This is a genomic window from Bradyrhizobium sp. URHA0013, from assembly GCF_000518345.1.
Lineage (GTDB): Bacteria > Pseudomonadota > Alphaproteobacteria > Rhizobiales > Xanthobacteraceae > Bradyrhizobium.
The window spans coordinates 1,536,604-1,560,976 of the sequence record NZ_KI912426.1; the positions used below are offsets into that span (position 1 = coordinate 1,536,604).

At 63.9% G+C, this 24,373-nt stretch carries 25 protein-coding genes; 13 read left to right on the plus strand and 12 right to left on the minus strand.

Going from position 1 to position 24,373, the window contains the following annotated elements; genetic code table 11:
* Nucleotides 1-168: 168 nt before the first annotated feature.
* Nucleotides 169-1,941 (plus strand): aspartate--tRNA ligase, encoded by a 1,773-nt coding sequence (aspS, locus tag N551_RS0127825; protein WP_027569707.1) that lies wholly within the window; start codon nt 169-171, stop codon nt 1,939-1,941.
* A 145-nt stretch (nt 1,942-2,086) separates the two neighbouring features.
* Here aspS and N551_RS0127830 read toward each other — a convergent pair whose 3' ends face one another.
* Nucleotides 2,087-4,051 (minus strand): hypothetical protein, encoded by a 1,965-nt coding sequence (locus N551_RS0127830; protein WP_027569708.1) that lies wholly within the window; start codon nt 4,049-4,051, stop codon nt 2,087-2,089.
* 245 nt (nt 4,052-4,296) lie between these two features.
* On the opposite strand from N551_RS0127830, the gene N551_RS0127835 reads away from it, so the two are divergent.
* Together N551_RS0127835 and N551_RS0127840 are read left to right on the plus strand one after the other, a co-directional pair.
* On the plus strand, nt 4,297-6,606 hold the full coding sequence (locus N551_RS0127835; RefSeq protein WP_027569709.1) for an NADP-dependent malic enzyme: 2,310 nt from the start codon (nt 4,297-4,299) through the stop codon (nt 6,604-6,606).
* A gap of 303 nt (nt 6,607-6,909) precedes the next feature.
* Entirely contained in the window at nt 6,910-7,362 is a 453-nt protein-coding gene (locus N551_RS0127840; protein WP_027569710.1) for a DoxX family protein, read from the plus strand.
* An 11-nt stretch (nt 7,363-7,373) separates the two neighbouring features.
* Here N551_RS0127840 and N551_RS0127845 read toward each other — a convergent pair whose 3' ends face one another.
* The 4 genes from N551_RS0127845 to N551_RS0127860 form a co-directional block, all read right to left on the minus strand.
* Nucleotides 7,374-7,925, minus strand: coding sequence for a dihydrofolate reductase (locus N551_RS0127845; RefSeq protein WP_027569711.1), 552 nt, complete (start codon nt 7,923-7,925; stop codon nt 7,374-7,376).
* Nucleotides 7,926-7,932: 7 nt separating this feature from the next.
* Complete coding sequence (locus tag N551_RS0127850; protein ID WP_027569712.1) at nt 7,933-8,958, minus strand: polysaccharide deacetylase family protein; 1,026 nt, start codon at nt 8,956-8,958, stop codon at nt 7,933-7,935.
* A 166-nt stretch (nt 8,959-9,124) separates the two neighbouring features.
* On the minus strand, nt 9,125-9,694 hold the full coding sequence (locus N551_RS0127855) for a glutathione peroxidase (RefSeq protein ID WP_027569713.1): 570 nt from the start codon (nt 9,692-9,694) through the stop codon (nt 9,125-9,127).
* A 92-nt stretch (nt 9,695-9,786) separates the two neighbouring features.
* Nucleotides 9,787-11,373, minus strand: a complete 1,587-nt coding sequence (locus N551_RS0127860) for a L,D-transpeptidase family protein (protein WP_027569714.1) — start codon at nt 11,371-11,373, stop codon at nt 9,787-9,789.
* 208 nt (nt 11,374-11,581) lie between these two features.
* Here N551_RS0127860 and N551_RS0127870 point away from each other — a divergent pair, with 208 nt between their 5' ends.
* From N551_RS0127870 to N551_RS0127885, 3 genes are all read left to right on the plus strand, one after another.
* Nucleotides 11,582-12,130, plus strand: a complete 549-nt coding sequence (locus tag N551_RS0127870; RefSeq protein WP_027569715.1) for a CreA family protein — start codon at nt 11,582-11,584, stop codon at nt 12,128-12,130.
* 703 nt (nt 12,131-12,833) lie between these two features.
* Nucleotides 12,834-12,998 carry a hypothetical protein gene (locus tag N551_RS39045; RefSeq protein WP_007591870.1) on the plus strand — a complete coding sequence of 55 codons (165 nt, stop codon included), beginning with the start codon at nt 12,834-12,836 and terminating at the stop codon, nt 12,996-12,998.
* Nucleotides 12,999-13,033: 35 nt separating this feature from the next.
* The gene (locus N551_RS0127885) at nt 13,034-13,396 is read left to right on the plus strand and encodes a hypothetical protein (protein ID WP_027569717.1); all 363 of its coding nucleotides are present in this window, start codon (nt 13,034-13,036) and stop codon (nt 13,394-13,396) included.
* 3 nt (nt 13,397-13,399) lie between these two features.
* On the opposite strand, the gene N551_RS0127890 is transcribed toward N551_RS0127885, so the two are convergent.
* Complete coding sequence (locus N551_RS0127890; protein WP_027569718.1) at nt 13,400-13,648, minus strand: DUF6719 family protein; 249 nt, start codon at nt 13,646-13,648, stop codon at nt 13,400-13,402.
* A gap of 67 nt (nt 13,649-13,715) precedes the next feature.
* Nucleotides 13,716-15,188: a PLP-dependent aminotransferase family protein gene (locus tag N551_RS0127895; protein WP_027569719.1), complete on the minus strand. Its 1,473-nt coding sequence runs from the start codon at nt 15,186-15,188 to the stop codon at nt 13,716-13,718.
* 74 nt (nt 15,189-15,262) lie between these two features.
* On the opposite strand from N551_RS0127895, the gene N551_RS0127900 reads away from it, so the two are divergent.
* From N551_RS0127900 to N551_RS0127930, 7 genes are all read left to right on the plus strand, one after another.
* Nucleotides 15,263-15,988 carry a pyridoxamine 5'-phosphate oxidase family protein gene (locus N551_RS0127900; protein ID WP_027569720.1) on the plus strand — a complete coding sequence of 242 codons (726 nt, stop codon included), beginning with the start codon at nt 15,263-15,265 and terminating at the stop codon, nt 15,986-15,988.
* Nucleotides 15,989-16,042: 54 nt separating this feature from the next.
* A complete protein-coding gene (locus N551_RS0127905; RefSeq protein ID WP_027569721.1) occupies nt 16,043-17,320 on the plus strand; it encodes an ArgE/DapE family deacylase in 1,278 nt (425 codons plus the stop codon).
* 253 nt (nt 17,321-17,573) lie between these two features.
* Complete coding sequence (locus tag N551_RS0127910; protein WP_027569722.1) at nt 17,574-18,383, plus strand: alpha/beta hydrolase; 810 nt, start codon at nt 17,574-17,576, stop codon at nt 18,381-18,383.
* 33 nt (nt 18,384-18,416) lie between these two features.
* The gene (gene kynA, locus N551_RS0127915; RefSeq protein WP_027569723.1) at nt 18,417-19,256 is read left to right on the plus strand and encodes a tryptophan 2,3-dioxygenase; all 840 of its coding nucleotides are present in this window, start codon (nt 18,417-18,419) and stop codon (nt 19,254-19,256) included.
* A gap of 8 nt (nt 19,257-19,264) precedes the next feature.
* Nucleotides 19,265-20,467 carry a kynureninase gene (gene kynU, locus N551_RS0127920; protein ID WP_027569724.1) on the plus strand — a complete coding sequence of 401 codons (1,203 nt, stop codon included), beginning with the start codon at nt 19,265-19,267 and terminating at the stop codon, nt 20,465-20,467.
* Nucleotides 20,468-20,636: 169 nt separating this feature from the next.
* Nucleotides 20,637-21,038, plus strand: coding sequence for a PaaI family thioesterase (locus N551_RS0127925; protein ID WP_027569725.1), 402 nt, complete (start codon nt 20,637-20,639; stop codon nt 21,036-21,038).
* Between the two features lie 149 nt (nt 21,039-21,187).
* Nucleotides 21,188-21,817: a GNAT family N-acetyltransferase gene (locus N551_RS0127930; protein WP_027569726.1), complete on the plus strand. Its 630-nt coding sequence runs from the start codon at nt 21,188-21,190 to the stop codon at nt 21,815-21,817.
* A gap of 65 nt (nt 21,818-21,882) precedes the next feature.
* Here the strand turns inward: N551_RS0127930 and N551_RS0127935 are convergent, their stop codons facing one another.
* From N551_RS0127935 to N551_RS0127955, 5 genes are all read right to left on the minus strand, one after another.
* On the minus strand, nt 21,883-22,188 hold the full coding sequence (locus N551_RS0127935) for a hypothetical protein (RefSeq protein WP_007591844.1): 306 nt from the start codon (nt 22,186-22,188) through the stop codon (nt 21,883-21,885).
* Between the two features lie 95 nt (nt 22,189-22,283).
* A complete protein-coding gene (locus N551_RS0127940; RefSeq protein WP_027569727.1) occupies nt 22,284-22,970 on the minus strand; it encodes a DUF2161 domain-containing phosphodiesterase in 687 nt (228 codons plus the stop codon).
* A gap of 195 nt (nt 22,971-23,165) precedes the next feature.
* Entirely contained in the window at nt 23,166-23,408 is a 243-nt protein-coding gene (locus N551_RS39475) for a hypothetical protein (protein WP_027569728.1), read from the minus strand.
* The gene (locus N551_RS0127950) at nt 23,405-23,602 is read right to left on the minus strand and encodes a hypothetical protein (RefSeq protein ID WP_027569729.1); all 198 of its coding nucleotides are present in this window, start codon (nt 23,600-23,602) and stop codon (nt 23,405-23,407) included. Before N551_RS0127950 ends, N551_RS39475 begins: the two co-directional genes overlap by 4 nt.
* A 53-nt stretch (nt 23,603-23,655) precedes the next feature.
* Complete coding sequence (locus N551_RS0127955) at nt 23,656-24,336, minus strand: SDR family oxidoreductase (RefSeq protein WP_027569730.1); 681 nt, start codon at nt 24,334-24,336, stop codon at nt 23,656-23,658.
* Nucleotides 24,337-24,373: the final 37 nt, after the last annotated feature.

The following is a 24,373-nucleotide window of genomic DNA, read 5'->3' on the forward strand; positions in this document are numbered from 1 at the left end:
GATGGCAAAGGCTTGAGCCCGGATCGGGCAAAAAGGGGCACTTCCAGCCGAAAACAGGGCGTTCCCTTGGTTGCCGCTTGGGGCCTCGTCGGGTAAACCCTGCCGCAACTTCGGACCGGTCGTTTCAGGCCGTCCGATTCGATCCTCAGACATCATTTTGGGACGACCATGCATCGCTACCGGTCACATACATGCGGCGCGCTCCGCGAGAGCAACATCGGCGAGACGGTCCGCCTTTCAGGCTGGGTCCATCGCGTTCGCGACCATGGCGGCGTGCTGTTCATCGACCTGCGCGACCATTACGGCCTGACCCAGTGCGTGGTCGATCCGGACTCGCCGGCGTTCTCGCAGGCCGAGAAGCTGCGCTCGGAATTCGTGGTCAAGATGGACGGCAAGGCCCGCCGCCGCCCCGAAGGCACCGACAATGATGATTTGCCCACCGGCAAGATCGAGATCTATGTCAGCGAGATCGAAGTGCTGGGACCTGCCGGCGACCTGCCGCTGCCGGTGTTCGGCGACCAGGAATATCCCGAGGACATTAGGCTCAAGTACCGCTTCCTCGATTTGCGTCGCGAGAAGCTGCACCAGAACATCATGACGCGCGTCGAAATCATCAAGTCGATGCGCAGGCGCATGGAGGGGCAGGGCTTCTTCGAGTTCAACACCCCGATCCTGACCGCGTCCTCGCCGGAAGGCGCGCGCGACTTCCTGGTGCCCTCGCGCATCCATCCCGGCAAGTTCTACGCGCTGCCGCAGGCGCCGCAGCAGTACAAGCAGCTGTTGATGATGTCGGGCTTCGACCGCTACTTCCAGATCGCGCCCTGCTTCCGCGACGAGGACCCGCGCGCTGATCGTCTGCCGGGCGAGTTCTACCAGCTCGACGTCGAAATGAGTTTTGTGACTCAAGAGGACGTCTTCTCGGCGATGGAGCCGGTCATCACCGGCGTGTTCGAGGAGTTTGCCAAGGGCAAGCCGGTGACCAAGGGCTGGCGCCGGATTCCGTTCGCCGAAGCGCTGCGCAAATACGGCAGCGACAAGCCGGACCTGCGCAATCCGATCGAGATGCAGGACGTCTCCGAACACTTCCGTGGCTCCGGCTTCAAGGTGTTCGCGCGGATGTTGGAGGACCCCAAGAACCAGGTCTGGGCGATCCCGGCGCCGGGTGGCGGTTCTCGCGCCTTCTGCGATCGCATGAATTCATGGGCGCAGGGCGAGGGCCAGCCCGGCCTCGGCTACATCATGTGGCGCGAGGGCGGCGAAGGTGCCGGTCCGCTTGCCAACAACATCGGCGCTGAGCGCACGGCCGCGATCCGCGCCCAGATCGGCGTGAAGGAAGGCGATGCCGCGTTCTTCGTCGCCGGCGATCCCGACAAGTTCTGGAAGTTTTCAGGGTTGGCCCGCAACAAGGTCGGCGAGGACCTGAACCTCACCGACAAGGAGCGGTTCGAGCTGGCCTGGATCGTCGACTTCCCGATGTACGAGTACAATGAGGAAGACAAGAAGGTCGACTTCTCGCACAATCCCTTCTCAATGCCACAGGGCGGTCTCGAGGCCTTGAAGGGCCAGGATCCGCTGACCATCAAGGCATTCCAGTACGACATTACCTGCAACGGCTACGAGATCGCCTCGGGCGGCATCCGCAACCACGTGCCGGAAGCGATGGTGAAGGCCTTCGAGATCGCCGGCTATGGCGAACAGGAAGTCGTCGATCGCTTCGGCGGCATGTACCGTGCCTTCCAGTACGGCGCCCCGCCGCATGGCGGCATGGCCGCCGGCGTCGACCGCATCGTCATGCTCTTGTGCGGCACCAACAATCTGCGCGAGATCTCGCTGTTCCCGATGAACCAGCAGGCCATGGACCTCCTGATGGGCGCGCCGTCGGAGCCCAGCCCCAAGCAGCTCCGCGAGCTGCATGTGAAGGTGAATCTGCCGCAGAAGTGAGGCTGTCTCCACGGCGTCATTGCGAGCGTAGCGAAGCAATCCAGAATCTTTCCGCGGAGGGACTCTGGATTGCTTCGCTACGCTCGCAATGACGGGGAGGGATTTGCGCCGGTCCAATTGCCATCCCCGCGCGCAGCGTCGTTCCCTACAGCCCTGTCGACGCCTCGATCCTGAACTGCGCAAGCGCGCTCTGTGGGTCGGTTTGCAAGAGCTGCATCAATTGCATCAGCGGTGCCTTGGCGCGCGGGGACAGCTTGATGGAAAGCGTCTGGCCCGGCGTCTCGACGAAGCGGGCGATCGCGTCCACGGCCGCGTTCGCATCCGGATTGGCGGAAGCAACTTGCTCGCGTTTAGCCTTGATGCTCTCGACGAGTGCCTGGCGTGCGGTATCGCGGCTGACATTCTGCATGCGCGCGAACTGCGCCGCGACGAGATCGACGACGCCGCTATCGCGCAATGAGAATTCGAGTGTGCCCGCCTCGATGCGTGCCGCCTGGCCCATGAGCTGGGCGGGATCGGTCGAAAACACCTCACGCGGCACGTTGCCGAGCGCAATACGCAATTGCGCGCTTGCGATCCCGCCGATGTCGAGCGTCGCCGGCGTCAGAACGAAGCTGTTGGACTGTTCGGTCCAGGCAGCGCCGAGATCGAGGTCGACCGCGAGCTTGTCGATCCCGCTGGCAATCAATGGAAGCTGCTTCGGGTCGGATGGATCGGTGGGCGTGACAAATTTGGCAACCACATGCGCCTTGCTCGGGATTGAGCCGACCAGCTGCCCCCAGTCCAGGCTCAGTGTGTCGATCATGACCAGCTTCTTGGTGGTCTTGAACGGCGCCGTCACGCCCTTGATCTCTGCGCCAGCGAGCACGCCGAACAGCCCGAGCATCTGATCCGGCGAGGGCGCCCGCCCGGGAGTGGTGAGGGTTGCTGCCCAGCGCATCAAATTCGCCGTGCTGAAGGATTTCAGCGCGAAGCGCTCCATCTTGAACTGGCCTTGCGGAGATGGTGTGTCGACGCCTTCGACCGCGAACTCGCCGTCGCGATATCGGATGGCATTAACCGTGGCCGTTCCTTGCGGCGTGCCGACCGACATCTTGCCGAGTTCGGCCTTACCGATGCGAAGACCCTCATAGACTCCGGCGAGCTTCTCCAGCAGCTCGCGTGCCTGTGCCGGCGTCGGCGGGGCCGATTGATCCCGCGGCAGCGCGGCAAATATCTCGGCCAGCCGGAATTTCGACGGCTGCACGGCGATGTCTTCCATGGTGAAGCCGTCGATATCCACTCGCATCCCCTGTGCCGATTTGAGCGCATAGGGACCTGTCGAGACCTGCCGGTAGACCCGGCGATAGCTGTCGTCGCTGGCCGTCTGCGGATCGAGCGCGGCGAGGATAGCGCTCGCGTCGAAATCGTTGACGATGATGTTCGACAATTCGCCCGTCAGCTTGTCCGGCTTGCCGGGCTGCTTCACGTCGAGCGAGATCACGGCGCGGTCCGACTTCATCGCGTCGATCTTGCCGTGCTTCAGGTTCTGGATCGCCAGTCCGGAATAGGTGACCTCGCCGCTGCCGGCGGCGCCGGAATCGAAGCTAATCGCGAGGGTCGGGGCCGTGAGCGACGATGCAGCGACACTCGCATATTGGCCGAGCACGTAGCGGTACAGGTCGACCAGCGAGCCGTCCGCCGGCACCTGATCCGCGTGAACAGGACCGGCATAGTCGCGCATGACCAATTGCGGGAGCTTGTACGCGACCTTGAGCTTGGCAGCGCCGATCTGGTCCAGCGTAACCTCGAGCCCGGTGATGTTGATATCGTCGGCCGAGAACCTTGTCTCGTCGATCTGGCGAACGCCCGTGCCCTTGATGGCGGCGATCCTGATCTGCGCCTGCGGTGCCTTGCCGGGCGTAACCGCGATGTCCTCGATCGTGAGGGTGCGCGTGGGCAGATCGAAGGCGATCTTGCCGTAGCTGGCCTTGCCGCCTTGCTTGCGGATTTGCTCGAACGCGGCCTCCACCTCGGCGGTGGTGCGATGCTGGACGTAGAGATTGAAGCCGAACCATCCGCCCGCGACCACCACGGCCACGACGATTAGGCCGATCAGGATTCGCTTCATTCTCAGCTCCAGTTGCTCGCATTGCAGGACGCAACCTGCCATATTCGCAAAGCAATGCGGGGTCCAGGGAAAGTGAGCGCTATCAGATATTTGACCGCGCGCCCTGTTGATGGAGCCGCAATCGGATGTTGCCACCGGGGCGCCCGGCGTGCTTCATCCCGTTTCCATGACCCGGAAATACCACCCGAAGGCGGGCCGGTCAGGACAACGTAGTTTGAGGCCGGTAACGCGAGGCGAGACACCGCATGTCGTCTTATTCCGATGATCTCCACCAGGCGGCGCTGGCCTATCACCGTCTGCCGCGCCCCGGGAAGCTCGAGATTCAGGCGAGCAAGCCGCTCGCCAACCAGCGCGACCTCGCGCTGGCCTATTCGCCCGGCGTCGCCGCCGCCTGCCTGGAGATCGCCAAGAACCCGGCGGAAGCGGCGACGCTGACGATCCGCTCCAATCTGGTCGCCGTGGTTTCGAACGGCACCGCCGTGCTCGGCCTCGGCAATATCGGTCCGCTGGCCTCGAAGCCGGTGATGGAGGGCAAGGCGGTCCTGTTCAAAAAATTCGCCGGCATCGACGTGTTCGACATCGAAATCGCGGCCGACACCATCGAGCGCGTGGTCGAGACCGTGGCCGCGCTCGAGCCGACCTTCGGCGGCATCAATCTCGAGGACATCCGCGGACCGGAATGCTTCGAGATCGAGGCGCAGCTCAAGGAGCGCATGAAGATCCCGGTCTTCCACGACGACCAGCACGGCACCGCGATCATCGTTGCCGCCGCCGTCACCAACGCCCTGCGACTCAACGGCAAGAAGCTCTCCGACGTGAAGATCGTAGCATCGGGGGCAGGGGCCGCGGCGATCGCGACCCTGAACCTGCTGGTGTCGATGGGCGCGCAGCGCAAGAACATCTGGGTCTGCGACATCGACGGCCTAGTGCATGAGGGCCGCAACACCACGATGGACCGCTGGAAGGCGGTCTATGCGCAGAAGACCGACAAGCGCACGCTCGCCGACGTCATCGGCGGCGCCGACATCTTCATCGGCCTGTCGGCACCGGGCGTGCTCAAGCCCGAGATGGCCAAGGCGATGGGCGACAAGCCGCTCATCATGGCGCTCGCGAATCCGACGCCGGAGATCATGCCGGAGGAGGCGCGCAAGGTGCGCCCGGACGCCATGATCTGCACCGGCCGCTCCGACTTTCCGAACCAGGTCAACAACGTCCTGTGCTTTCCCTTCATCTTCCGCGGCGCGCTCGACGTCGGCGCCAGCGCGATCAACGAGGAGATGAAGCTCGCCGCCGTCGAGGCCATCGCGCAGCTCGCGCGCGAGGCGCCGTCCGATGCGGTCGCGCAAGGCTTTGATACCGGCGAGACGCAAGGGTTTGGCCCGGGCTCGCTGATCCCGTCTCCGTTTGATCCGCGGTTGATTTTGCGAATCTCGCCGGCGGTCGCCAAGGCTGCGATGGATTCCGGCGTCGCGACCCGACCCATCACCAATTTCGACGAGTACACCGCGCTGCTCGAGCGCTTCGCTTTCCGCTCCGGCCTCGTCATGAAGCCGATGTTCGCGAAGGCCAAGACCCAACCGGTGCGCGTGATCTACGCCGAAGGCGAGGACGAGCGCGTGCTGCGCGCCACCCAGGTGGTGCTGGAGGAGAAGCTGGCGACGCCGATCCTGGTCGGACGTCCGTCGGTGGTCGAGGCCCGCATCGAGCGCTTCGGCCTGTCGATCAAGGCCGGCAGGGACTTCGATCTCGTCAATCCCGAGGACGATCCGCGCTACCGCTCCTACGTGCAGTCCTATGTCGAGGTCGCCGGCCGCCGCGGCGTGACGCCCGATGCGGCGCGCACGGTGGTGCGCACCAACAACACCGTCATCGCGGCGCTCGCAGTGGTGCGCGGAGAGGCGGACGCCATGCTTTGCGGCGTCGAGGGCCGCTACATGAGCCATCTGCGCCATGTCCGCGAGATCGTCGGGTTCACACCGGGGATCAGCGACTATGCGGCGCTGGCGCTGCTGATCACCAGCAAGGGCGCCTTCTTCATCGCCGACACCCAGGTGCGGCCCAATCCGAGCGCCGAAGAGCTCGCCGAGATCGCCTCGCTCGCGGCGGTCCACGTCCAACGCTTCAACATCAAGCCGAAGATCGCCTTCGTCTCGCATTCGGATTTCGGCAGTTACGACACGGAATCCTCGCGCAAGATGCGCCGGGCGACCCAGCTCCTGAAGGAGAAGCATCCGGAGCTCGAGGCTGACGGTGAGATGCAGGGCGACACCGCGCTCTCGGCCGCGGCGCGCAAAATGGTGCTGCCGCACTCCAACCTCGAGGGCGAGGCCAACATCATGATCATGCCAAGCCTCGACACTGCCAACGTCGCCTATCAGATGATCAAGTCGCTGGCGGACGCGCTGCCCGTCGGTCCGATCCTGATCGGGCCGGCGCGTCCAGCCCACATCCTCACCCCGTCCGTGACGGCGCGAGGCATCCTCAACATGACCGCAGTGGCCGTGGTGGAAGCGCAGGAGCGCGCGTCGCGGCAGCAGCCGACGTTGTTTACGTAGGGGCGGGGCTCTTCACCTCGCCCCGCTTGTGGGGAGAGGTCGAATTCGCGCGCAGCTCGAATTCGGGCGAGGGGGGACTCTCCGCGAGTCCAACTTTCACCGTCCCGGCCGAGGCTCCCCCTCACCCCAACCCTCTCTCCGCAAGCGGGGCGAGGGAGCGCACCTGCCGCGCGTCGGCAATTCAATGCTTTCAAAACGACTTTCGCCATTTCCCCGTTTGTAAACCGGCGAATGACTCTCCATAATCCTTCAGTGCTTTCGCGAAAATTCCGGTTTCAAAAAGCCTGAGCAAAGAGGCCGATCATGCCAGCGTTCGTGACTTTCGGGCGGATTCTGTTCGCCGTGCTGTTCATCTACACGGGCGCGGCAAGACTGTTTGCCATGCAGGCGACCGTTGATTTCATCGCCGCCAAGGTCGTGGTGCCCGACATGATCGCGCCTTACGCCAAGCAGGTCGAGACGGCGACGGCCATGACGACGCCGCAACTGCTGGCGATCGCGGTCGGTGTCCTCGAGATCATCGCTGGGGTGATGATCGCGCTGAATTTCGGCGCGCGGTTCTTCGCGATGCTGATGATCATCTATGTCGCGGTCGCGACCTTCCTGTTCTACGACTTCTGGAACCAGGTGCCGCCTGACAACGGCAAGATGCTGGTGGACGCGCTCAAGAACCTGTCGATCATCGGCGCGCTGTTCATGATCATGGGCTACGGCCGCGCCACGCGTCCGGCGGAGGCGGCCTACGGGGACGTATAAAAGATAAACCGCTACGTCCTGCGCCACGGCGTGACGGTCACCCCGTGCGCGGCGTCGAGCAGATACGGCGCGCCCGGTTTCATCCCGTGTGAGGCCAGCACCTGCTGAGGCGTCCGCGCCGGTACTTCCACAAAACAGCCTTCGCCGCCGGGCAGCCGCAGATGCTGGGCTTCCGACAGCCAGAACGTGTCGTAGCGGTTCATGAACATGTCGAACACGACGGGGCCGCCGATGATTGCGACCGTGCCGGAGGCGACATCGGCAAACGCACAGGCGTCTTCGAAGCTGACGTGATCCGGATTCCACAAGGTCGCGTTCGGCATTTCGGGATCGACGGTCAGAGCCTTGATCTTGCGGGTCAGGATCAGGCGCTTGCGCTTGGGTGAATTCGGCTGCTGCTCGTGCGAGTGACGGCCGTGCACGATCAGCGCAGCGCGATCGAGCGCCTGCTCGAAGAACAGCTTGTCGCCTTCGAACTTCAGGCTGTCGGGCATGACATGCGCCGCGTCGGCGAGCATGCCGTCCGCGGAGACGATGACGTAGCCTTCGATGCGAAAGGACAAGGCGCGGCTATTCGGAAACCGTCGTCACGACGCTGTTGACCGGCCGGGTGCTCACCGTCGGCAGCTTGACGTCCTTGAGCAGCTCCTGGTCGTATTCCGGCAGCGTAGAGGCCGGGAACTTGGCGCGCATCGCTACCACCTTGTAGCCGCCGGCCTTCAGGCGCTTGAGCAATTCGGGCAGGGCCTCCGCGGTGTGCTTCTGGAAGTCGTGCATCAGGATGATGCCCTTGCCCTTGCTGTCCAGCTTCTTCATGACGGTCTCGACCACCTTCTCGGGCTTCGAGGCCTTGAAGTCGAAGGAGTCGATGTCGCAGGAGAAGATCGCCGTGTTGCGATTGCCGAGATAGGTGACCATCTCCGGCGGATGCTGGAGCGCCGGGAAGCGGAAGAACGGTGAGGGCGAAATGCCGCCGAGCGCCCATTTCACCGCGGAAAGACCCTTCTCGATCTCTTCCTTGCGCTGCGCTTCCGTGAGCTTCTTGTTGTTGAGATTGGCGTGCGACCAGGTGTGGGTGCCCACGGTGTGGCCGGCCGCGTAGACCTGCTTGAGGATCTCCGGCTCGTACGTCGCGTGCTTGCCGATCGAGAAGAAGATGCCGGTGGTGCACTCGTCGGCGAGCGCCTTCAGCACCGCAGGCGTGTTCTTGGGCCAGGGGCCGTCGTCGAAGGTCAGCACAACCTCCTTGTCGCGCAGGAAATCGAGCTCCTTGAAATGCTCGAAGCCGAAGCCGGGACCGCCCGTGGTGTCGATCTCGACGGTGCGGGCGACGCCCAAGGCGCCCGGCGTGTTGCAAGCCGCGCGCGCGGGCTGCGGCGCCTGTTTAGGCGCGGGAGGATTGACGAAGCCCGCCGGCGCGGCGGCTGCTGCAGGAGCGGGTGCCGGAGCCGCAGCGGGCGCAGCCGCAGCCGGTGTTGCCGCCGGTGGGGCTTGCGTCGCGGCAGCGGGCTTTGCAGCCGGGGTCTGCGACCATGCCGCGCTCGTCATCGCCAGAGACATCGCGCTTGCCAAAATCAGTCCTGCCGCCACACGCATGGTGTTGTCCTCGAGATTGATCCCGTTGTTCCGCCGCGGCTTTTCGCCTCCGGCAAAACCATCCTGCCCCTAACGATCCTAGCCTAGATGGTGGGCCCTCGCCATTGCAACGGCTGTTTGGCGCCCCACCGCAATTGTGCCCAACCGGGTTGCGGGACATGCGCCGTCAAGTGTCGGCCAGCGCCTTGGCGATCGCCGTCTTGATCCGCGTGTCGGCCGGCTCGACCGTGGATGCAAAGACGTCGGCGATATAGCCGTCCCGGCCGATCAGGTATTTGTGGAAGTTCCAGCGTGGAACATCCTTGGGGCGCGCCTCTGCCGCCCATTTGTAGAACGGATGCGCTTTGGCACCGACCACGACAGCCTTGGCCGCGATCGGGAAGGTAACGCCGTATTGGTGGTGGGCGGTCTCCGAGATCTCGCTGGTGCCGCCGGGCTCCTGTCCGCCGAAGTCGTTGGAGGGCACGCCAATGACGGTGAGGCCGCGTTGGCGAAACTCGCCCCAGATGTCTTGCAGGCCAGCGTATTGCGGCGTGTAACCGCAGAGCGAAGCGGTGTTGACCACCAGCAGCGGTTTGCCGGTGAAGGCCGCAAGGCGGATGTCGCCGCCTGACAATGCCGGGAAAGAGAAGGCGTAGGCGGAGATTCGGCTCATGCCGCCATCCGCCAGTGCACGCGTCGCCGGTGCCAGCGTGCCTGCAAAAGCGGCGATCAGCATCGTCCTGCGGTTCATCATGACGGCGTTTCCCGAAATGATCCGGGGCGGATGTTACCCCGCCGCTGCGAGCGGCCTCGTCAACACCGCGTTATCTGCTGCGATGAAGCGCGTTAGTACAGGCGGACGATGAAATCGGTGCCTTCGCCAGTCTCGCCCTGGTTGATGCCCTGGTCGGAGACGATGATCGAGCCGCCTGACGTCAGCATTTCGTTGATCTTCGTGATCGTGTCGGCCGGGACCGAGATGCGGTCGAGGGCTTCGGCCGGGCTGTCCGGCGTGACCACGGGCTTGGCAGCGACGGGAATCACGGCTGCGCCACGCTGGTGGCCTGTCATGCGGCGATCATCCTCGCGCGCGGCAGAGCGGACGGACACCGGCAAGGACACCACCGACCAATGCAGTGCATTGGAATCGGCCTTGTCGACTTCGGCGGTAAAGACATGCGTGCCGAGCGGTCGGTCGCTCGCGGCGATCGTGACAGGCACCTCGAACAGCGGCGCAAAGTTCTGCCGCACGTAGAGCTTGGAATCCTTGCGGCTGATGAAGACCGCGATCTGGCCCGCGCGCTTGGGCGCTTCAGGTTTCGCCACGGGCGCCGGATCGGCAACGCGGGTTTCGTCCTTCTTGACGTCGGGCGTGGCCGCCTGCGCTGGAGCCACGGCCGGTGCATCGGGCGTCTTCGCGGGTTCGGCGGTTTCGGACTTCGGCGTCTCCGCGGCCTCGACAGGCTTCGCTTCAGTGTTCGCGGGCTGCGCGGCATCTCCGGCCTGGGGCTTGGCCGCGTCCGCCGCCTCAGCGGTCTTGGTCTCGGGCTTTGCGGTGGTCTCGGTCTGGTCGGCCGAGGCCTCCTCGAGGACCGGGGCATATCCGGTGGTCACGTCCGACAACACGGTGTGGCCGACCGACGAGCGCAGCTCGAGCACGCCGTCCGCGCTGGCAGTCTTCGTTTCAACCGGCTTTGCTTCGGTGGCCCCGGTATTGGCCGCGCCCTTGTCGGCCTTCTCGGCGGCATTGGTCTGCGGCTCCAGGCTGGCCGCGGGTTGCGGCGGAACGCGCATCGAGGCAAGCAGCGGATGTGAGAAGTTCTGCGGTGACATCTGCCCGGGCGAAACGATCACGCGCGCGCCCATCCTGGTCCAGTTCCACATCTTCACAGCGAACGCCATCGGCATGCGGATGCAGCCGTGCGAGGCCGGATAGCCCGGCAGCACACCGGCATGCATGGCAACGCCCGACCACGTGATCCGCTGCATGTACGGCATCGGCGCGCCGCTATAGATGTTGGAATGGTGGAATTTGTGCTTCTGGATGACGCTGAACACACCCATCGGCGTCGAATGGCCCTTCATGCCCGTCGACACCGGGGATTCCGCGAACACGCCCTTGGTGTCGTAGACCGTGACCTTCTGCCGGTCGATCGAGACGACGATGACGAGAGGACCCTGCGGTTTCGTGCCGGCTTCTTTTTCGGCAACGAGGTCTTTCTTGCCGGCCGCACCACGCTTCTGCGGCTTCTGGCGCGGGACTTCGGGATGGCGCTCCTGGCGCCCGTAGGACCCGTCGGAATAATCCGTCCAGTAATAAAACGCTGCGTCCGCCTGGCTCGCCGTGCCGATCGCACCCGCCGCCGTCAAAATGGCGACCTGCCAAAATCGCGCCGGCTTGGCAGAAAAACCAGACCCGTTCACGCTGTTCATCATCGAATCCATAATCCAAATCAGATGTTAGTCTCTCAGAGGGGATACGCGTTCACCAGCACGGCGGTTCTGCGATCAGCTACTTTTGTCCAAAGCGTAGCAAAAAAGCCTCACGGAGCGGTAAACGGCGGCCGTATCGGCCTGCCGATCGTCTTCCTGATCGGTCGCCTCATACCTACATTGCTGGGACTTGTTACTGGAGAACTTCATGTCATCTCGTTTCCCCAGTCTTTCCAGCATCCGCTTGAAAGGCCTCGCTTTATTTCTCCTGGCGCTGACCGTGCCGGCAGCGTCCGCATCCGCCGCGGACGAGCCGGATCTGATCTTCCGCCGCTCGACCGTGTTCAAATGGATGAGCCCGAACGACAAGCTTGCGACCTATGGCCTCGACGACCCCGAAGTCGAGGGCGTGGCCTGTCATTTCACGGTGCCGGAGAAGGGAGGCTTCAAGGGCTGGCTGGGCCTTGCCGAGGAGGTCTCGGACATTTCGCTCGCCTGCCGTCAGGTCGGCCCGATCAAGTTCAAGAACAAGATGGAGCAGGGCGACGACATGTTCCGCCAGCGCCGCTCGCTGTTCTTCAAGAAGATGCAGATCGTGCGCGGCTGTGACGCCAAGCGCAACGTGCTGGTCTACATGGTCTATTCGGACAGGCTGATCGAGGGCTCGCCGAAGAACTCGACCTCGACCGTCCCGGTCATGCCGTGGGGACCGGCGGACGCAAACGTCCAGAAGTGCGGAGAGTTCTTCACTCAGTGACGCTCTTGCGTTCACTCAGTGACGCTCTTGCGTTCACTAAGTGACGCGCTTGCGTTCACCAGTGACGCGTTTGCCTTCACTCGGTGATGTCAGCGCGGCTGGCGCGCGGTTTTGCAAGATGCGAGCCGGTCAGCCGCACGAATGATTGCGGTGTGGCCTCAAACCCGCGGCTCGATTGCAGCGCCATTTCGCCAGGCGAATTGGCGCTGCTGCGAACAGACCGTTGCTCCCGGCGGTCCGTTGGTTGGTCCGCATCGCGCGTCGTTGCGCGATTCTGCGCCGTCATGATGGCCGTTCCTCACATGAACGCGCTCGGCGATTTCCGGGCGTCTCGGTCTCGATAGCTTGGGTCGCCGTCGAAGCGCCCCCGGTTCGACGGGGCCCAGCCTTCGTTCGGCTTCTCTTCAGCAGAAAAACGTAAAACGCATGTGAAGGGTGTGAGGCGGGATCATGACGGCGCCAGCATTCCGGCGCGCAGCCGAGCGCGCACGGAACCTGCCAAGCCACATTGGGCGGCCGCACGACCCATCTGAAAAGATTGAGATTTTCCGTCGAATATGTCGTCGCCCCGAGCGGGACGAAACAATTCTCACGGAGATGAAACCATTTTCCGGCTTTGGCGCATCACGCGCGAAACCGCCCATGGTTATCAACCTCACAACGACGACGGCGCACGCCGGCCACAGAATTCGGAGAGAACTCCATGCGTACGCTCAGCCTCATCCTTGCTTTCGCTTTTGTGCTCGCCGGCTCCTCGTTCGCAGGCTCGCCGGACGGCAATGTCCCGGGTATCGGCACTTTCCAGTACAGCGGGTCGCCGATCATGACCCCGGCGCCGCAGCCGATCGTGGTTGCCGCGCGCTTCTGATCGCCAACAAGAAAAATCAGCCGATAAAGGCCATCATGATTGTTCGTACCTTCGCTGCGGCGTTCATATTCCTTCTGACGATCAGTGCCGTTCAGGCGCAGGTGCGCTCTCCCTCCAGATTACCCGATCCCCGTACCGAGTTCGTGAGGCAATGCGCGCCGCGCATGCTCGGGCGATGGGAGCATCCGGAAGAGGTCTGCGGCTGCCTGCACGATCATGCTGCCGCCGTCGTCGAGGATCGCGATCTCCGCGAGGCCCTGCTGCGCGGCATCAGCGAGACCGGGGTTCCGACGATCGAGACCGACTGGGTGCCGGCCGCAAAGCAGACCGAAATCGGCCCGACCTTCACCAAGATCGCCAAGCCGACCCTGCAATGTATGTTCGATCCGGCGAAGTAGCGCTCATCGCTTTGATTTCGGACCAAACCGCGACACGCAGGTGCTCGTCCGTGCGACGCCCTTGTCGGTCATCTTGGCGCCGCGCACTTCCTTGACCTGTCCGGCGGGGCAGGTTCCGTCGTCCACTTGCACGCGCTGGCCGAGCTTGAGATCGACGATGTCCTGCTCGCGTCCGACCGTGCCTGCGCGCGCGGTTGCGGCGAATGCGATGAAGATCAGGAGCGAGAGGCAAGTCGCGCGGCGTAGCAGCATGGTGTGAGCTCCCGGCATCGATGCCGCAATGTAGGGAGCGGCAGCCGATTCTCATAGTGAGCGTTCGTCATGCCCGCCGGGCCGGCTTGCGTCTCGCACGCAAGGCCGCTCGCGATTCCCGCGCGAGCCGCTCGGCGGATGCGACGAGCTTCGGAACCGCGTGGCCGGAAAATCCCAGCACGAAACCGGGAAGAGGACGCGCGCGTGAATAGGTGTCGGCCAACAGCCAGCCTTCGGCGCCGGCGGCCTGCTTGGCGTCTGCCGCCACAGCCAGATCGACCGAGGGATCGAACCGGGCGACAAGATGCAGACCCTGTGATGGGACCGGCACCGACAGCACGCCCTCGGATTCGGCTTCGAGCGTCCCGGCCAGCGCGTCGCGCGCCTCGCGGTAAAGCTTGCGCACGCGCTTCAGGTTCGCCGCGAACGCGCCGGAATTGAGCATGTCGGCCACCGCGCCCTCCATCAGCGTGCCGGGAAAGCGGTCGAGCGCGGCCCGCGCGGCGGTGACATCCGCAATCAAGCGCTCGGGCAGGGCGCAATAGCCGATGCGCAGGCCCGGAAACAAGGTCTTGGCGAACGTGCCCATGTAGATCACACGCTGGAGGTGATCGATGCCGGCTAGTGACATCAGTGGCGCGCCGTCATAGCGGAACTCGCTGTCGTAATCGTCTTCCAGCACGAAGGCGCCGGCCTGCCTGGCCCAGTCCAGCAGCTCGAGCCGTCGCGGCATCGACATCTGCACACCCAGCGGAAACTGGTGCGACGGGGTCACATAGGCTGCGCGCGCGGACGGCGCCGCTGCGCGGCCTTTGGCGACACGCATGCCGTGCGCGTCGACGGGAACGGACACCGCACGATAGCCGCAATGCGCGATGGTTTTCCGCGCAGCGGGGTAGCCGGGGTCTTCGCACCAGACCTGGTCGTTGGGCTTCAGGATCGCGCTCAGCAGGATGCGCAGCGCGTGCAGCGTGCCCGACGTCAGCATGATCTGATCGGGATCGCAGCGCAGGCCCCGCGCCGACAACAGATGATCGGCGATCGCCGCACGCAGCTCGCGGCTGCCACGGGGATCGCCATAGTGCAGATGCTCCGCGCCGAAGGAGCGCATGCGACGGCCGACAAAGGCGCGGAAACGCTGCACGGCGCGCGCGTCGATATGGGTGCAGCCGAGCGAAAACGCGCCTTGCCCGGGCGTTTCGACGCTGATCTTCGGCCGCTTCGGCTCGGCCGCGCGCGCGGGGATGCGCGCGGCGACGAAGGTGCCGGAGCCGACTGTTGCGTCGGCAAAGCCGTCGGCAATCAGCCGCTCATAGGCGGTGACGACGGCATTGCGCCGAAAGCCAGTCTGTTTGGCCAGCGTGCGCGACGGCGGCAGCGGCTCGCCGGGTTTTACCAGACCGCCGACGATCATCTCGCACAGCGCCTGATACAGCCGGTGCGCCGACGAGGCGCCAGCCGTGATGTGCGGGCCTGCGAGGTCGAGCGGCAGCTCGGCTTTGGCCGGCGAGGAGACGTAATTGGTCGGAATTTTTCGCATGGAATTGGCACTATCGCAGACCAAATCCGTGGCTACAACTGCGCTGGAAGTGATTCAATCCGACAGGAGCGGCCGTGAGCCAGACCGAGAACCAAAATTCCTATCCGACATCCGCGCGCAACCAGGTGAAGCGCCGTCACGACCGCGGCTTCTACGATCACGACACCGTTCATCGCATCCTGGATTCCTCGATGCTCTGCCACGTCTCCTACGCCATCGACGGCCAACCCTATTGCACGCCGACCTTCTTCTGGCGCGAAGGAACGAAGCTGTATTGGCACGGCTCGAGCGCCAGCCGCATGCTGCGCAACCAGACCCGGGGCGAGCGCGTGTGCCTGACGGTCGCACATCTCGACAGCCTCGTGCTGGCGCGCTGCGGGTTCAATCACTCGGCCGATTACCGCGCCGTGATGGCATTCGGCACCGCCTATCTCGTCACCGATCCCGAGGAGAAAGAACGCGCGGTTGTCGCGATGGTCGACCGCTTCTTCCCGGATCGCACCGCGAGCCTGCGGGCGAGCAACACGCAGGAGATCAAGGCGACCTCCTTTATCGCGATGGAGATCGAGGAGGCCTCCGCGAAAGTCCGCGCCAAGGGTGTAGCCGACGATGACGAGGACTATGAATTGCCGATCTATGCCGAGCGCATCCCGGTGCGCACCGTGCTCGGCGCGCCGGAGCCTTGCCCGCGGCTGCTTGAGGGCGTGCGCCGACCGGCGACACTGAATGGCTATTCGGAGGGCCGGCTGCTCGAAGATGCATTGCGGGATGCCTATTTTGCAGAGTACCCGAACGGCTGAAATCGGCTAGCTTGCGCTCCATCGATGATCTTAATGCCCGATTGGAGTTGCCTGATGAATGCCGAAACGCAGCAGAGGATTCTTGACGCCGTTGATGCCGGCTTCGAAGCCCAGCTCGCGACCATACGCGATTTCGTCGCGATCCCCTCGACCCGCGGGGCGGAGGGGCCGTGCCAGGACATGATCGGCGACCTCCTGCGCGCGCGCGGCTACGAGGTCGACGACTGGCACATCGATGTCAATGACCTCAAGGATCTGCGCGGCTTCGGGCCCATCGAGCATGATTTTTCGAAGGCGCGCACTGTGGTCGGCACGTACCGGCCCAAAACCGAGGCGGGCAAATCGCTGATCCTCCAGGGCCATTGCGACGTCGTACCGGCCGGCCCGCTGGAACTGTGGGACACCCCGCCGTTCTCGCCCGTCATCAAGGACGGCAAGATGTTCGGACGCGGTGCCTGCGACATGAAGTCGGGCACCATCGCAGCGCTCTCCGCGCTCGATGCGATCAAGGCCGCGGGCCTCAGGCCGACGGCGCGGATTCACTTCCAGTCCGTGATAGAGGAGGAGAGCACCGGCGTCGGCGCGCTCTCGACGCTTCAACGTGGCTATCGCGCGGATGCCTGCTTCATTCCTGAGCCGACCGGCGGCAAGATGGTGCGCTCGCAGGTCGGCGTGATCTGGTTCCGCCTGCGCGTGAAGGGCCATCCGACACACGTCGCCTTCGCCGGCTCCGGCGCGAACGCAATCATGGCGGCCTATCATTTGATCCAGGCGCTGCAAAAACTCGAGATCGAGTGGAACGAGCGCGCGAAAGCCGATCGTCACTTCAAGACGCTGAACCATCCCATCAATTTCAACCCCGGCATCATCACGGGCGGCGACTGGGCCTCCAGCGTGCCGGCCTGGTGCGACGTCGATTGCCGGATTGCCGTGTTGCCGGGCTGGTCGATCGCCGATCACCAGAAGGAGATCATGGCTTGCGTTGCGGCTGCCGCGCGCAACCATCGTTTCCTCGCCAATAATCCCCCGGAGGTCGAATGGTCGGGCTTCTTGTCGGAAGGCTATGAGCTGACCGACGCCGCCGCGCCGGAAGCCGCGTTCGGCAAGGCCTTCAGCGCGGTCTATGGCGGACAAATCGAAGACCTCGTCTTCACCGCGCTCACCGACACGCGCTTCTACGGCCTCAATCACGGTATCCCGAGCCTGTGCTTCGGCGCGAGTGGCGGCGAGATGCACGGCTTCAATGAATATGTCGATCTGCAATCGCTGAAGAAGACGACCAAGGCGATGGCGCTGTTCATCGCGGATTGGTGCGGGGTGGAGAAGGGATAGGGGCCTTCCGTCGTCATTGCGAGGAGCCCTTGCGACGAAGCAATCCGGACTGCCACCGCGGAGGCAGACTGGATTGCTTCCGCCCTCGCTAAAGCTTCGGCGGACAAGTCGCTGCCCTCGCAATGACGGGAGCTGCCCAATCCACCGGCGTTCCAAAATCCTTTAAGCTTAAACTAAAGACTAGGACGCCGCCCGCGCCGGTGGCAGACTGGCGCCGGGTCCACAAGGTCTTGAGTCCGTCGAGGAAGTCACGATGCGCGATTGGGATGACGCTTACGCCAATTCGGCCCATATCCCGGGCTCGGACAAGATACCCGCGCTGTGGGCGGAGCGCGCGGCGGCTTATCGCGCCGGACTGAAGGAATTTCGCGCCGACATCGCCTATGGCCCCGGCGAGCGCCAGCGCCTCGACCTGATCTTGCCCGACGGCGACAGCAAGGGCCTCGTCGTCTTCGTCCACGGCGGCTATTGGATGCGCTTCGACAAATCGGCGTGGACTGATCTCGCCGAAGGCGCGCGGCATCATGGCTGGACGGTGGCACTGCCAAGCTACACGCTGACGCCGGCCGCGCGCATCTCCGACATTACGGCGGAAATCACCGTAGCGATCGCCAAGGCGGCCGCGCTCGTCGCGGGACCGATCCGGCTCGCCGGCCATTCCGCGGGCGGGCATCTCGTTACGCGCATGCTGTGCGACGACAGCCGGCTGGAGCCCGCCGTCTTCAACCGCATCGCCGGGACGCTGTCCATCAGCGGCCTGCATGATCTGCGTCCGCTGCTCAAGACCAGGATGAACGACACCCTGCGCATGACGATGGAGGAGGCGACGCTGGAAAGCGCGGCGCTGCATCTGCCGCGCGGGCCTTCACCTGTGACCGCCTGGGTCGGTGGCAACGAGCGGCCCGAATTCATCCGCCAGTCCGATCTGGTGGCCAATGTCTGGACTGGATTCGACGTGCCGACGCGTCTTGTCGTCGATCCCGGGCTGAACCATTTCACCGTGATCGACGCCCTCAAGGACCCGTCGTCGCCAATCACCGCGCGCCTGATCGGCCTCGACTGACGAGGCCTTAAAAATCGATCGAAAGGGCATGCCATGACGTCCAGCGAATACGATCCCGCAAGCGAAGGCGCCGAGACCGATTTCGCCCGGCGCATGTCCTACGGCAACTATCTGGCGCTGGACGCGATCCTCGGTGCGCAGCATCCGCTGTCGGAAGCACATGACGAGATGCTGTTCATCATCCAGCATCAGACCACCGAACTCTGGATGCGGCTCGCCATCCACGAGCTCAGCGCCGCACGTCGTTCGATCGCGAAGGATGAAGTGCAGCCTGCGATGAAGATGCTGGCACGGATGTCGCGTATCTTCGAGCAGCTCAACGGCGCCTGGGACGTGCTGCGCACCATGACGCCCAGCGAGTATACGCGCTTCCGCTCTCAGCTTGGGCAATCCTCAGGCTTCCAGTCGCGGCAATACCGGTTGATCGAATTCCTGCTGGGCAACCGCAACCACGCCATGCTCAAGCCGCACGCGCACGATCTGGAAACCACGCAGCTGCTCGAAGCCGAGCTCGCGACGCCAAGCCTCTATGACGAGGTACTGCGGCTCGCCGACCGCAACGGGCTCAAGATGCCTGCGGCCGTGCTGGCGCGCGATGTTCGCGAGACCCATAGCTTCAACGAAGGTGTGCTGCAGGCCTGGCGTATCGTCTACGAAGCGCCGGAAACGCACTGGATGCTCTACGAGCTGGCCGAGAAGCTGGTCGATTTCGAGGATTATTTCCGGCGCTGGCGCTTCAACCATGTGACGACAGTCGAGCGCGTCATCGGCTTCAAGCGCGGTACCGGCGGCACCGGCGGCGTCAGCTATCTCAAGCGTATGCTGGAGGTCGAGCTGTTTCCCGAGCTCTGGCGCGTGCGCACAATCCTGTAGAGATTTTCATGACCATGCTTCGCGTTTACGACGACACCAAAGCGCTGTTCCATATGCCCGACGGTGTCATCTATCTCGACGGCAATTCGCTCGGCGCGCTGCCGCTTGGCGTGGCCGAGCGCGTCAGTCGCGTCATCACCGCCGAGTGGGGCGATGAGTTGATCCGCGCCTGGAACACAGCGGGCTGGTATGCCCAGCCGCGTCATGTCGGGGATCGCATCGCGCGACTGATCGGCGCGGAAGCCGGCTCCATCATGGTCGGAGATACGCTGTCGCTCAAGGTCTATCAGGCGCTCGCCGCCGCGCTCGATATGAACGCATCGCGCAAGGTCGTCCTGTCGGACACCGGTAATTTTCCGACCGACCTCTATATCGCCGAAGGCCTGATCGCGACGCTCGGCCGTGGCCATCAATTGCGCCTGGTCGCGCCGGAGGAGATCGAGGCGTCGTTGTCGGAGGAGATCGCGGTGCTCTACATCACCGAGGTCGATTACCGCACCGGACGGCGCCACGACATGGCGAAGCTGACTGCAAGAGCGCATGCGCTCGGCATCGTCACGGTATGGGACCTCGCGCATTCGGCCGGCGCGCTGCCGGTTGACCTTGCAGGCACCGGCGCTGATTTCGCCGCCGGATGCACCTACAAATACATCAACGCCGGTCCCGGCGCGCCAGCCTTCCTCTACGTCGCGCCGCGCCACGCCGACAGCGTGCGAGCCGCTTTGTCGGGGTGGATGGGGCACGCAAAGCCGTTCGCGTTTGAGCTTGCCTACGCGGCCGCGGGCGGTGTCGAGCGCATGCGCGTCGGCACGCCGCCGGTGCTGGCAATGGCGGCGCTGGAGGCTTCGCTCGACATCTGGGACCGCGTCGATATCAGGGAAGTCCGCGCGCGTTCGCTGGCGCTCGGCGATCTCCTGATTGCCGAGGTCGAACGCCGCTGTCCGTCCTTGAAACTCGTCACCCCGCGCGCTCATCAGCGTCGCGGCTCGCAAGTCTCCTTCGCCTTCGCAGGCGGCTACGCTGCGATGCAGGCCCTCATCGCCCGCGGCGTGATCGGCGATTTCCGCGCGCCTGACATTATGAGGTTTGGCATCACGCCGCTGTATATCGGCGAGAGCGAGATCGTGCGGGCCGCCGAGTTCATCGAGGAGGTGATCGCGGGCGAGGTGTGGCGGCGGCCGGAGTATCAGGTGGTGAATGCGGTGACGTGAGGTACGAAGGCTGTCTCCCCGTCCTTGCGAGCCCAGCGAAGCAATCCAGAATCTTTCCGCGCATACATTCTGGATTGCTTCGCTGCGCTCGCAATGACGACCTCGGACGTCATTGCTTTGCCGCGCGGAGCAATTCACCCTGTGAGCAGAATGATTGGGAGGAGATCCGATGACGCCGCTCGAGAAGCTTAAAGCAATGAAGATGCCGTTTGCCGAACTCAAGGGCGTCGAGTTCGTCGAGGCCGGGAAAGATCGCGTGGTGGCGCGGATGACGGTCAGGCCCGATCTCTGCACGCTTCATCACACCATCCACGGCGGCGCGGTGATGGCGCTGGCCGATTCCGTCGGCGCGGCGGCCACCGTGATCAATCTGCCGGAGGACGCCAAGGGCACGACCACGCTTGAGAGCAAGACCAACTTTATCGGCGGGGCCAAGGAGGGAACCACGGTGATCGCGACCGCCACCCCAGTCCACAGAGGCCGGCGAACCCAGGTCTGGACCACCCGGCTGGAGACCGAGGACGGCAAGCTGGTCGCCGTGGTGACGCAGACCCAGCTGGTCCTCGTATGAATACGGGGCTTGATTTTGTTAACGAATTAGTCGCCTCCCATGCCCGAAACTTTGGCAGGTTCCCGTCTTGAAAAATTTGTTGCGATGCACAATATTGGAGGCCTAGGGATTCGAACGCCTCCTCGAGGGACACCAAGAGGAGTTTTGACTTGTCACTCGCAGCAGATTTTGGACTTGAAGTATCCAGCCGCCCGAAGTCCGTTCAGGGCTACGTGCGCACGTTGAGCCAGCAGGAAGAATTGCCGCTCTTGCGCGATCACCTGCTGAGGCTTGATGCCGAAAGCCGGCACGACCGCTTCAACGGTTTTCTCGACGACAGTTTCATCGAGCGTTACGCCGCCCGTTGCGCCGAGGACGGCACCGTGATCGTCGCCTATATCGTAGATGGCGTGGTCCGCGGTGCGGCCGAGTTGCATCCGCCCGAGGGCGATTCGCTGCCCGAGGTCGCCTTCAGCGTGGAAGCCTCGGCGCGGCGCCAGAACGTCGGCACCGTGCTGTTCAGCCGTTTGATCGCGGAAGCGCGCTGGAAAGGCTACAAGCGCCTGCGTATTACCACCGGCGCCGAGAATCACGCGATGCGGGCGCTCGCCAGGAAGTTCGGCGCGCATCTGCAATTCCGTCATGGCGAATCGACCGGTACGATCGATCTCGCCAAGGCGCCTGAGGACGAACTCGCTGATCTCGCGGCCTCGCCATTCGCGGCCGGCCGCGCTCTTATCAGCTTCAACTCGACCTGCTGGAAGATCATTTCCAGCATCTACGGCAATCGCGCCGCCTGAAGCCGATTGGAATCAAAAAAGCGGACCGGCAAAACCGGTCCGCTTTTGTATTCAGAATAGCGAGCTCAGGTGCCGGTGCGCTTGTCGTTGCCGAAGCGGCGCACGACACGGCGTTCGACCACCACTGAGCGCTGCGCGCCCTGTTCGCCGGCGATCACGCGCGTCGAGGTGATGCGGCTGTTGGTGCGAACCTGTTTCTTGACCTCGGCCTGGACGACATCAAGCGGCATGCCCATCAGGGCTGCGGCGATCTCGGCCTGCTGCTCCTGATCGTCGGTGATGCCGACGGCGGCGAAGATCGCCTCGTCCAGGGTCGGCGGATCGTGGCGCACGCGCCGCGTGCCATATTTCGTATTCCAGTCTGCGTTCATAACGGCCTCGTTTCGATGCCGGGATACCTAGTGCTGTCTATGTTGCATTGCAATATGAAATCGGTGTGGCATCACAGCTATGCACCGGTTGGGTGTCAGGGTGGTGACGCGACACCGGCAACATCCGCAAGCCGCTGTTGTGGCCAGCGTTTCAGCGCGGCGTGGCCCGCTTCCGTCAGCCCGTAGATTCCCCGCTCGGTGCGTTCGAACCAGCCATACACATTGTTAAGCATGATCTTGCCGGCATCGGGACAGCGTTGGCGCAATTCGCTCACCTTCCGCGGGCCCGCTGCAAGCTCTGAGGCGCAGGCCAGCGCCTGCTGCCGATAGGCCGTCATGATCGGCGCGCGCGTGCTACCGCCGAGCACCGGATCGCCCTGGCGGCGCTGATGCTCTGCGACGAGGCGCGAACGGACCTTCGGCTCGCGGCGTGGGGCTGCCGTCGGCGGCTTCACCAGCACCTCGACCTGACCGCGATCGGTCACCCCGAGCATGCCGAAGCCGAGGCGGCGACAGAGATTGCGATAGCGCGCGTCGGTCTCGCGTCCCTTGCCGCGCACCGACATCTTCGCGGCAATCCAGACCTCGTCGCCGGCCGGTGCACGATCGACCGCCTGAAGGATCAGCTCGAGATTGAAGGTCAGCTTGAGCTCGCCGATCACGACTACCGGCGGATCGCCGGCGCTGAGGCCCACGAGATCGCAGCCGCCGATCTCGCCCTTGACCGTGAAGCCGAGCTCTTCGAGGAAGCGTTTGACAGGCAGGTAGAGCGTGGTTTCCAAAGAAAGCTTCCGGGTGTCACGTCCGATCGGAGAATCAGTTGCGGCAGTTTAGCCCGGAACGGGCTTGAGGCTCTGCGCCATTTGATCGGGAACAGATGATCCGGCTGTTGGCGAGAAAATCGCACTCACCGGCGAGCAGAGCATCCGTTTCAAAGGCAATCTCCGGCTCTTGGGTGCCGGATTGACGCCTTTAGCCTATGAGACGGTCGCGTGCGAGCCGATCCGGAACCAGACGCAGGCTCCATCAGACTCGATAGCGAGGGCGCGATAACGTAGGCCGACTCTGGCGGACCAAAATCGTCCGACCCGTTTGAATTGAAGCGAGGGATGCGTTGGGTCGTTCTTCAGCAGCTTGAAATTGGCATCGGCGAGCCGCCGAACATTGACGGGCAATGCCTCATAAGCCTTCCAGAATCTCGTGGAAGCCGTGTGCTTCACAAGTCGCGCGTTTGGGCGGCGCGATAATCGCTCAGCGCTTCCTCGGCAAATTGATCGAGCTTACCCGCCTTGATATCCTGCTCCAGGACCTGATCGAAGCGTTCAGCGTCGAACTGCTCGAACCATGCACGAAACCGGGCCAATTCGTCAGGCGTAAGTCGCTCGACCGCTTGCTCGATATCTTCCGTTGTCATGGTTCGAATATAGCAATGCAGGAAGATTCAGAAAAGGTGGGCGGCAGTTGAACCTACATCCGCCCGCCGACCGGGATCAGCGCGCCGGTGACGCCGCTGGCGGCATCGCTGGCGAGGAACAGGATGACTTCGGTGAGCTCCTGCGGTGTCACCCATTTGGCGAAGTCGGCTTTCGGCATGTCGGCGCGGTTCGCCTCGGTGTCGATGATCGAGGGCAGCACCGCGTTCACGGTCACCTTGCCTTTCCACTCGCTCGCCAGCGCCTCGGTGAGCCGGTGGACGCCGGCTTTCGAAGCCGCATAGGGCCCCATGCCGGAGCCGGCCTGAAGCGCTCCCATGGCGCCGATATTGACGATGCGGCCGGCTGTGGACGCAGCCAGATGGGGCAGCGCCGCGTGCGAGGCGTTGAGCGCCGTCAGCAGGTTGAGCGCATGCATGTGCTGCCACGTCTTGACGTCGCCGTCGCCCACGGTCTCGACGGCGAAGCCACCGGCGATGTTGACCAACACGTCGACCTTGCCAAAGTGTCTTGCCGCCACCTCGACCGCCGTCTTTGCTTGTGCCGCCTCGGACAGATCGACGCCGCCGATCTCGATGCGCTCAGGCGTCGCGGAGATTTGCGATGGCGCATGGTCGATGCCGGCCACGCGCGCGCCGCGCGACTGCGCGGTCTCGGCGACGACTTTTCCAAGTGCGCCGAGTGCTCCGGTCACGATCAGAACCTTGCCTTGCATCATCGTTCTCCCGGCACGGCCGTATAGGATTTATTCC

Bases quoted from the DNA above. Each gene is read 5' to 3' on its own strand.
- N551_RS0127850 (WP_027569712.1), bottom strand. From the start codon at position 8,958: ATGCGTGTGGCGGCAGGACTGATTTTGGCAAGCGCGATGTCTCTGGCG.
- N551_RS0127890 (WP_027569718.1), bottom strand. From the start codon at position 13,648: ATGCTGCTACGCCGCGCGACTTGCCTCTCGCTCCTGATCTTCATCGCA.
- kynU (WP_027569724.1), top strand. From the start codon at position 19,265: ATGACCATGCTTCGCGTTTACGACGACACCAAAGCGCTGTTCCATATG.
- N551_RS0127835 (WP_027569709.1), top strand. From the start codon at position 4,297: ATGTCGTCTTATTCCGATGATCTCCACCAGGCGGCGCTGGCCTATCAC.
- aspS (WP_027569707.1), top strand. From the start codon at position 169: ATGCATCGCTACCGGTCACATACATGCGGCGCGCTCCGCGAGAGCAAC.
- N551_RS0127870 (WP_027569715.1), top strand. From the start codon at position 11,582: ATGTCATCTCGTTTCCCCAGTCTTTCCAGCATCCGCTTGAAAGGCCTC.
- N551_RS0127910 (WP_027569722.1), top strand. From the start codon at position 17,574: ATGCGCGATTGGGATGACGCTTACGCCAATTCGGCCCATATCCCGGGC.
- N551_RS0127950 (WP_027569729.1), bottom strand. From the start codon at position 23,602: ATGACAACGGAAGATATCGAGCAAGCGGTCGAGCGACTTACGCCTGAC.
- N551_RS0127885 (WP_027569717.1), top strand. From the start codon at position 13,034: ATGATTGTTCGTACCTTCGCTGCGGCGTTCATATTCCTTCTGACGATC.
- N551_RS0127840 (WP_027569710.1), top strand. From the start codon at position 6,910: ATGCCAGCGTTCGTGACTTTCGGGCGGATTCTGTTCGCCGTGCTGTTC.
- N551_RS0127830 (WP_027569708.1), bottom strand. From the start codon at position 4,051: ATGAAGCGAATCCTGATCGGCCTAATCGTCGTGGCCGTGGTGGTCGCG.
- N551_RS0127925 (WP_027569725.1), top strand. From the start codon at position 20,637: ATGACGCCGCTCGAGAAGCTTAAAGCAATGAAGATGCCGTTTGCCGAA.
- N551_RS0127860 (WP_027569714.1), bottom strand. From the start codon at position 11,373: ATGAACAGCGTGAACGGGTCTGGTTTTTCTGCCAAGCCGGCGCGATTT.
- N551_RS0127895 (WP_027569719.1), bottom strand. From the start codon at position 15,188: ATGCGAAAAATTCCGACCAATTACGTCTCCTCGCCGGCCAAAGCCGAG.
- kynA (WP_027569723.1), top strand. From the start codon at position 18,417: ATGACGTCCAGCGAATACGATCCCGCAAGCGAAGGCGCCGAGACCGAT.
- N551_RS0127935 (WP_007591844.1), bottom strand. From the start codon at position 22,188: ATGAACGCAGACTGGAATACGAAATATGGCACGCGGCGCGTGCGCCAC.
- N551_RS0127855 (WP_027569713.1), bottom strand. From the start codon at position 9,694: ATGATGAACCGCAGGACGATGCTGATCGCCGCTTTTGCAGGCACGCTG.
- N551_RS39045 (WP_007591870.1), top strand. From the start codon at position 12,834: ATGCGTACGCTCAGCCTCATCCTTGCTTTCGCTTTTGTGCTCGCCGGC.
- N551_RS0127905 (WP_027569721.1), top strand. From the start codon at position 16,043: ATGAATGCCGAAACGCAGCAGAGGATTCTTGACGCCGTTGATGCCGGC.
- N551_RS0127955 (WP_027569730.1), bottom strand. From the start codon at position 24,336: ATGCAAGGCAAGGTTCTGATCGTGACCGGAGCACTCGGCGCACTTGGA.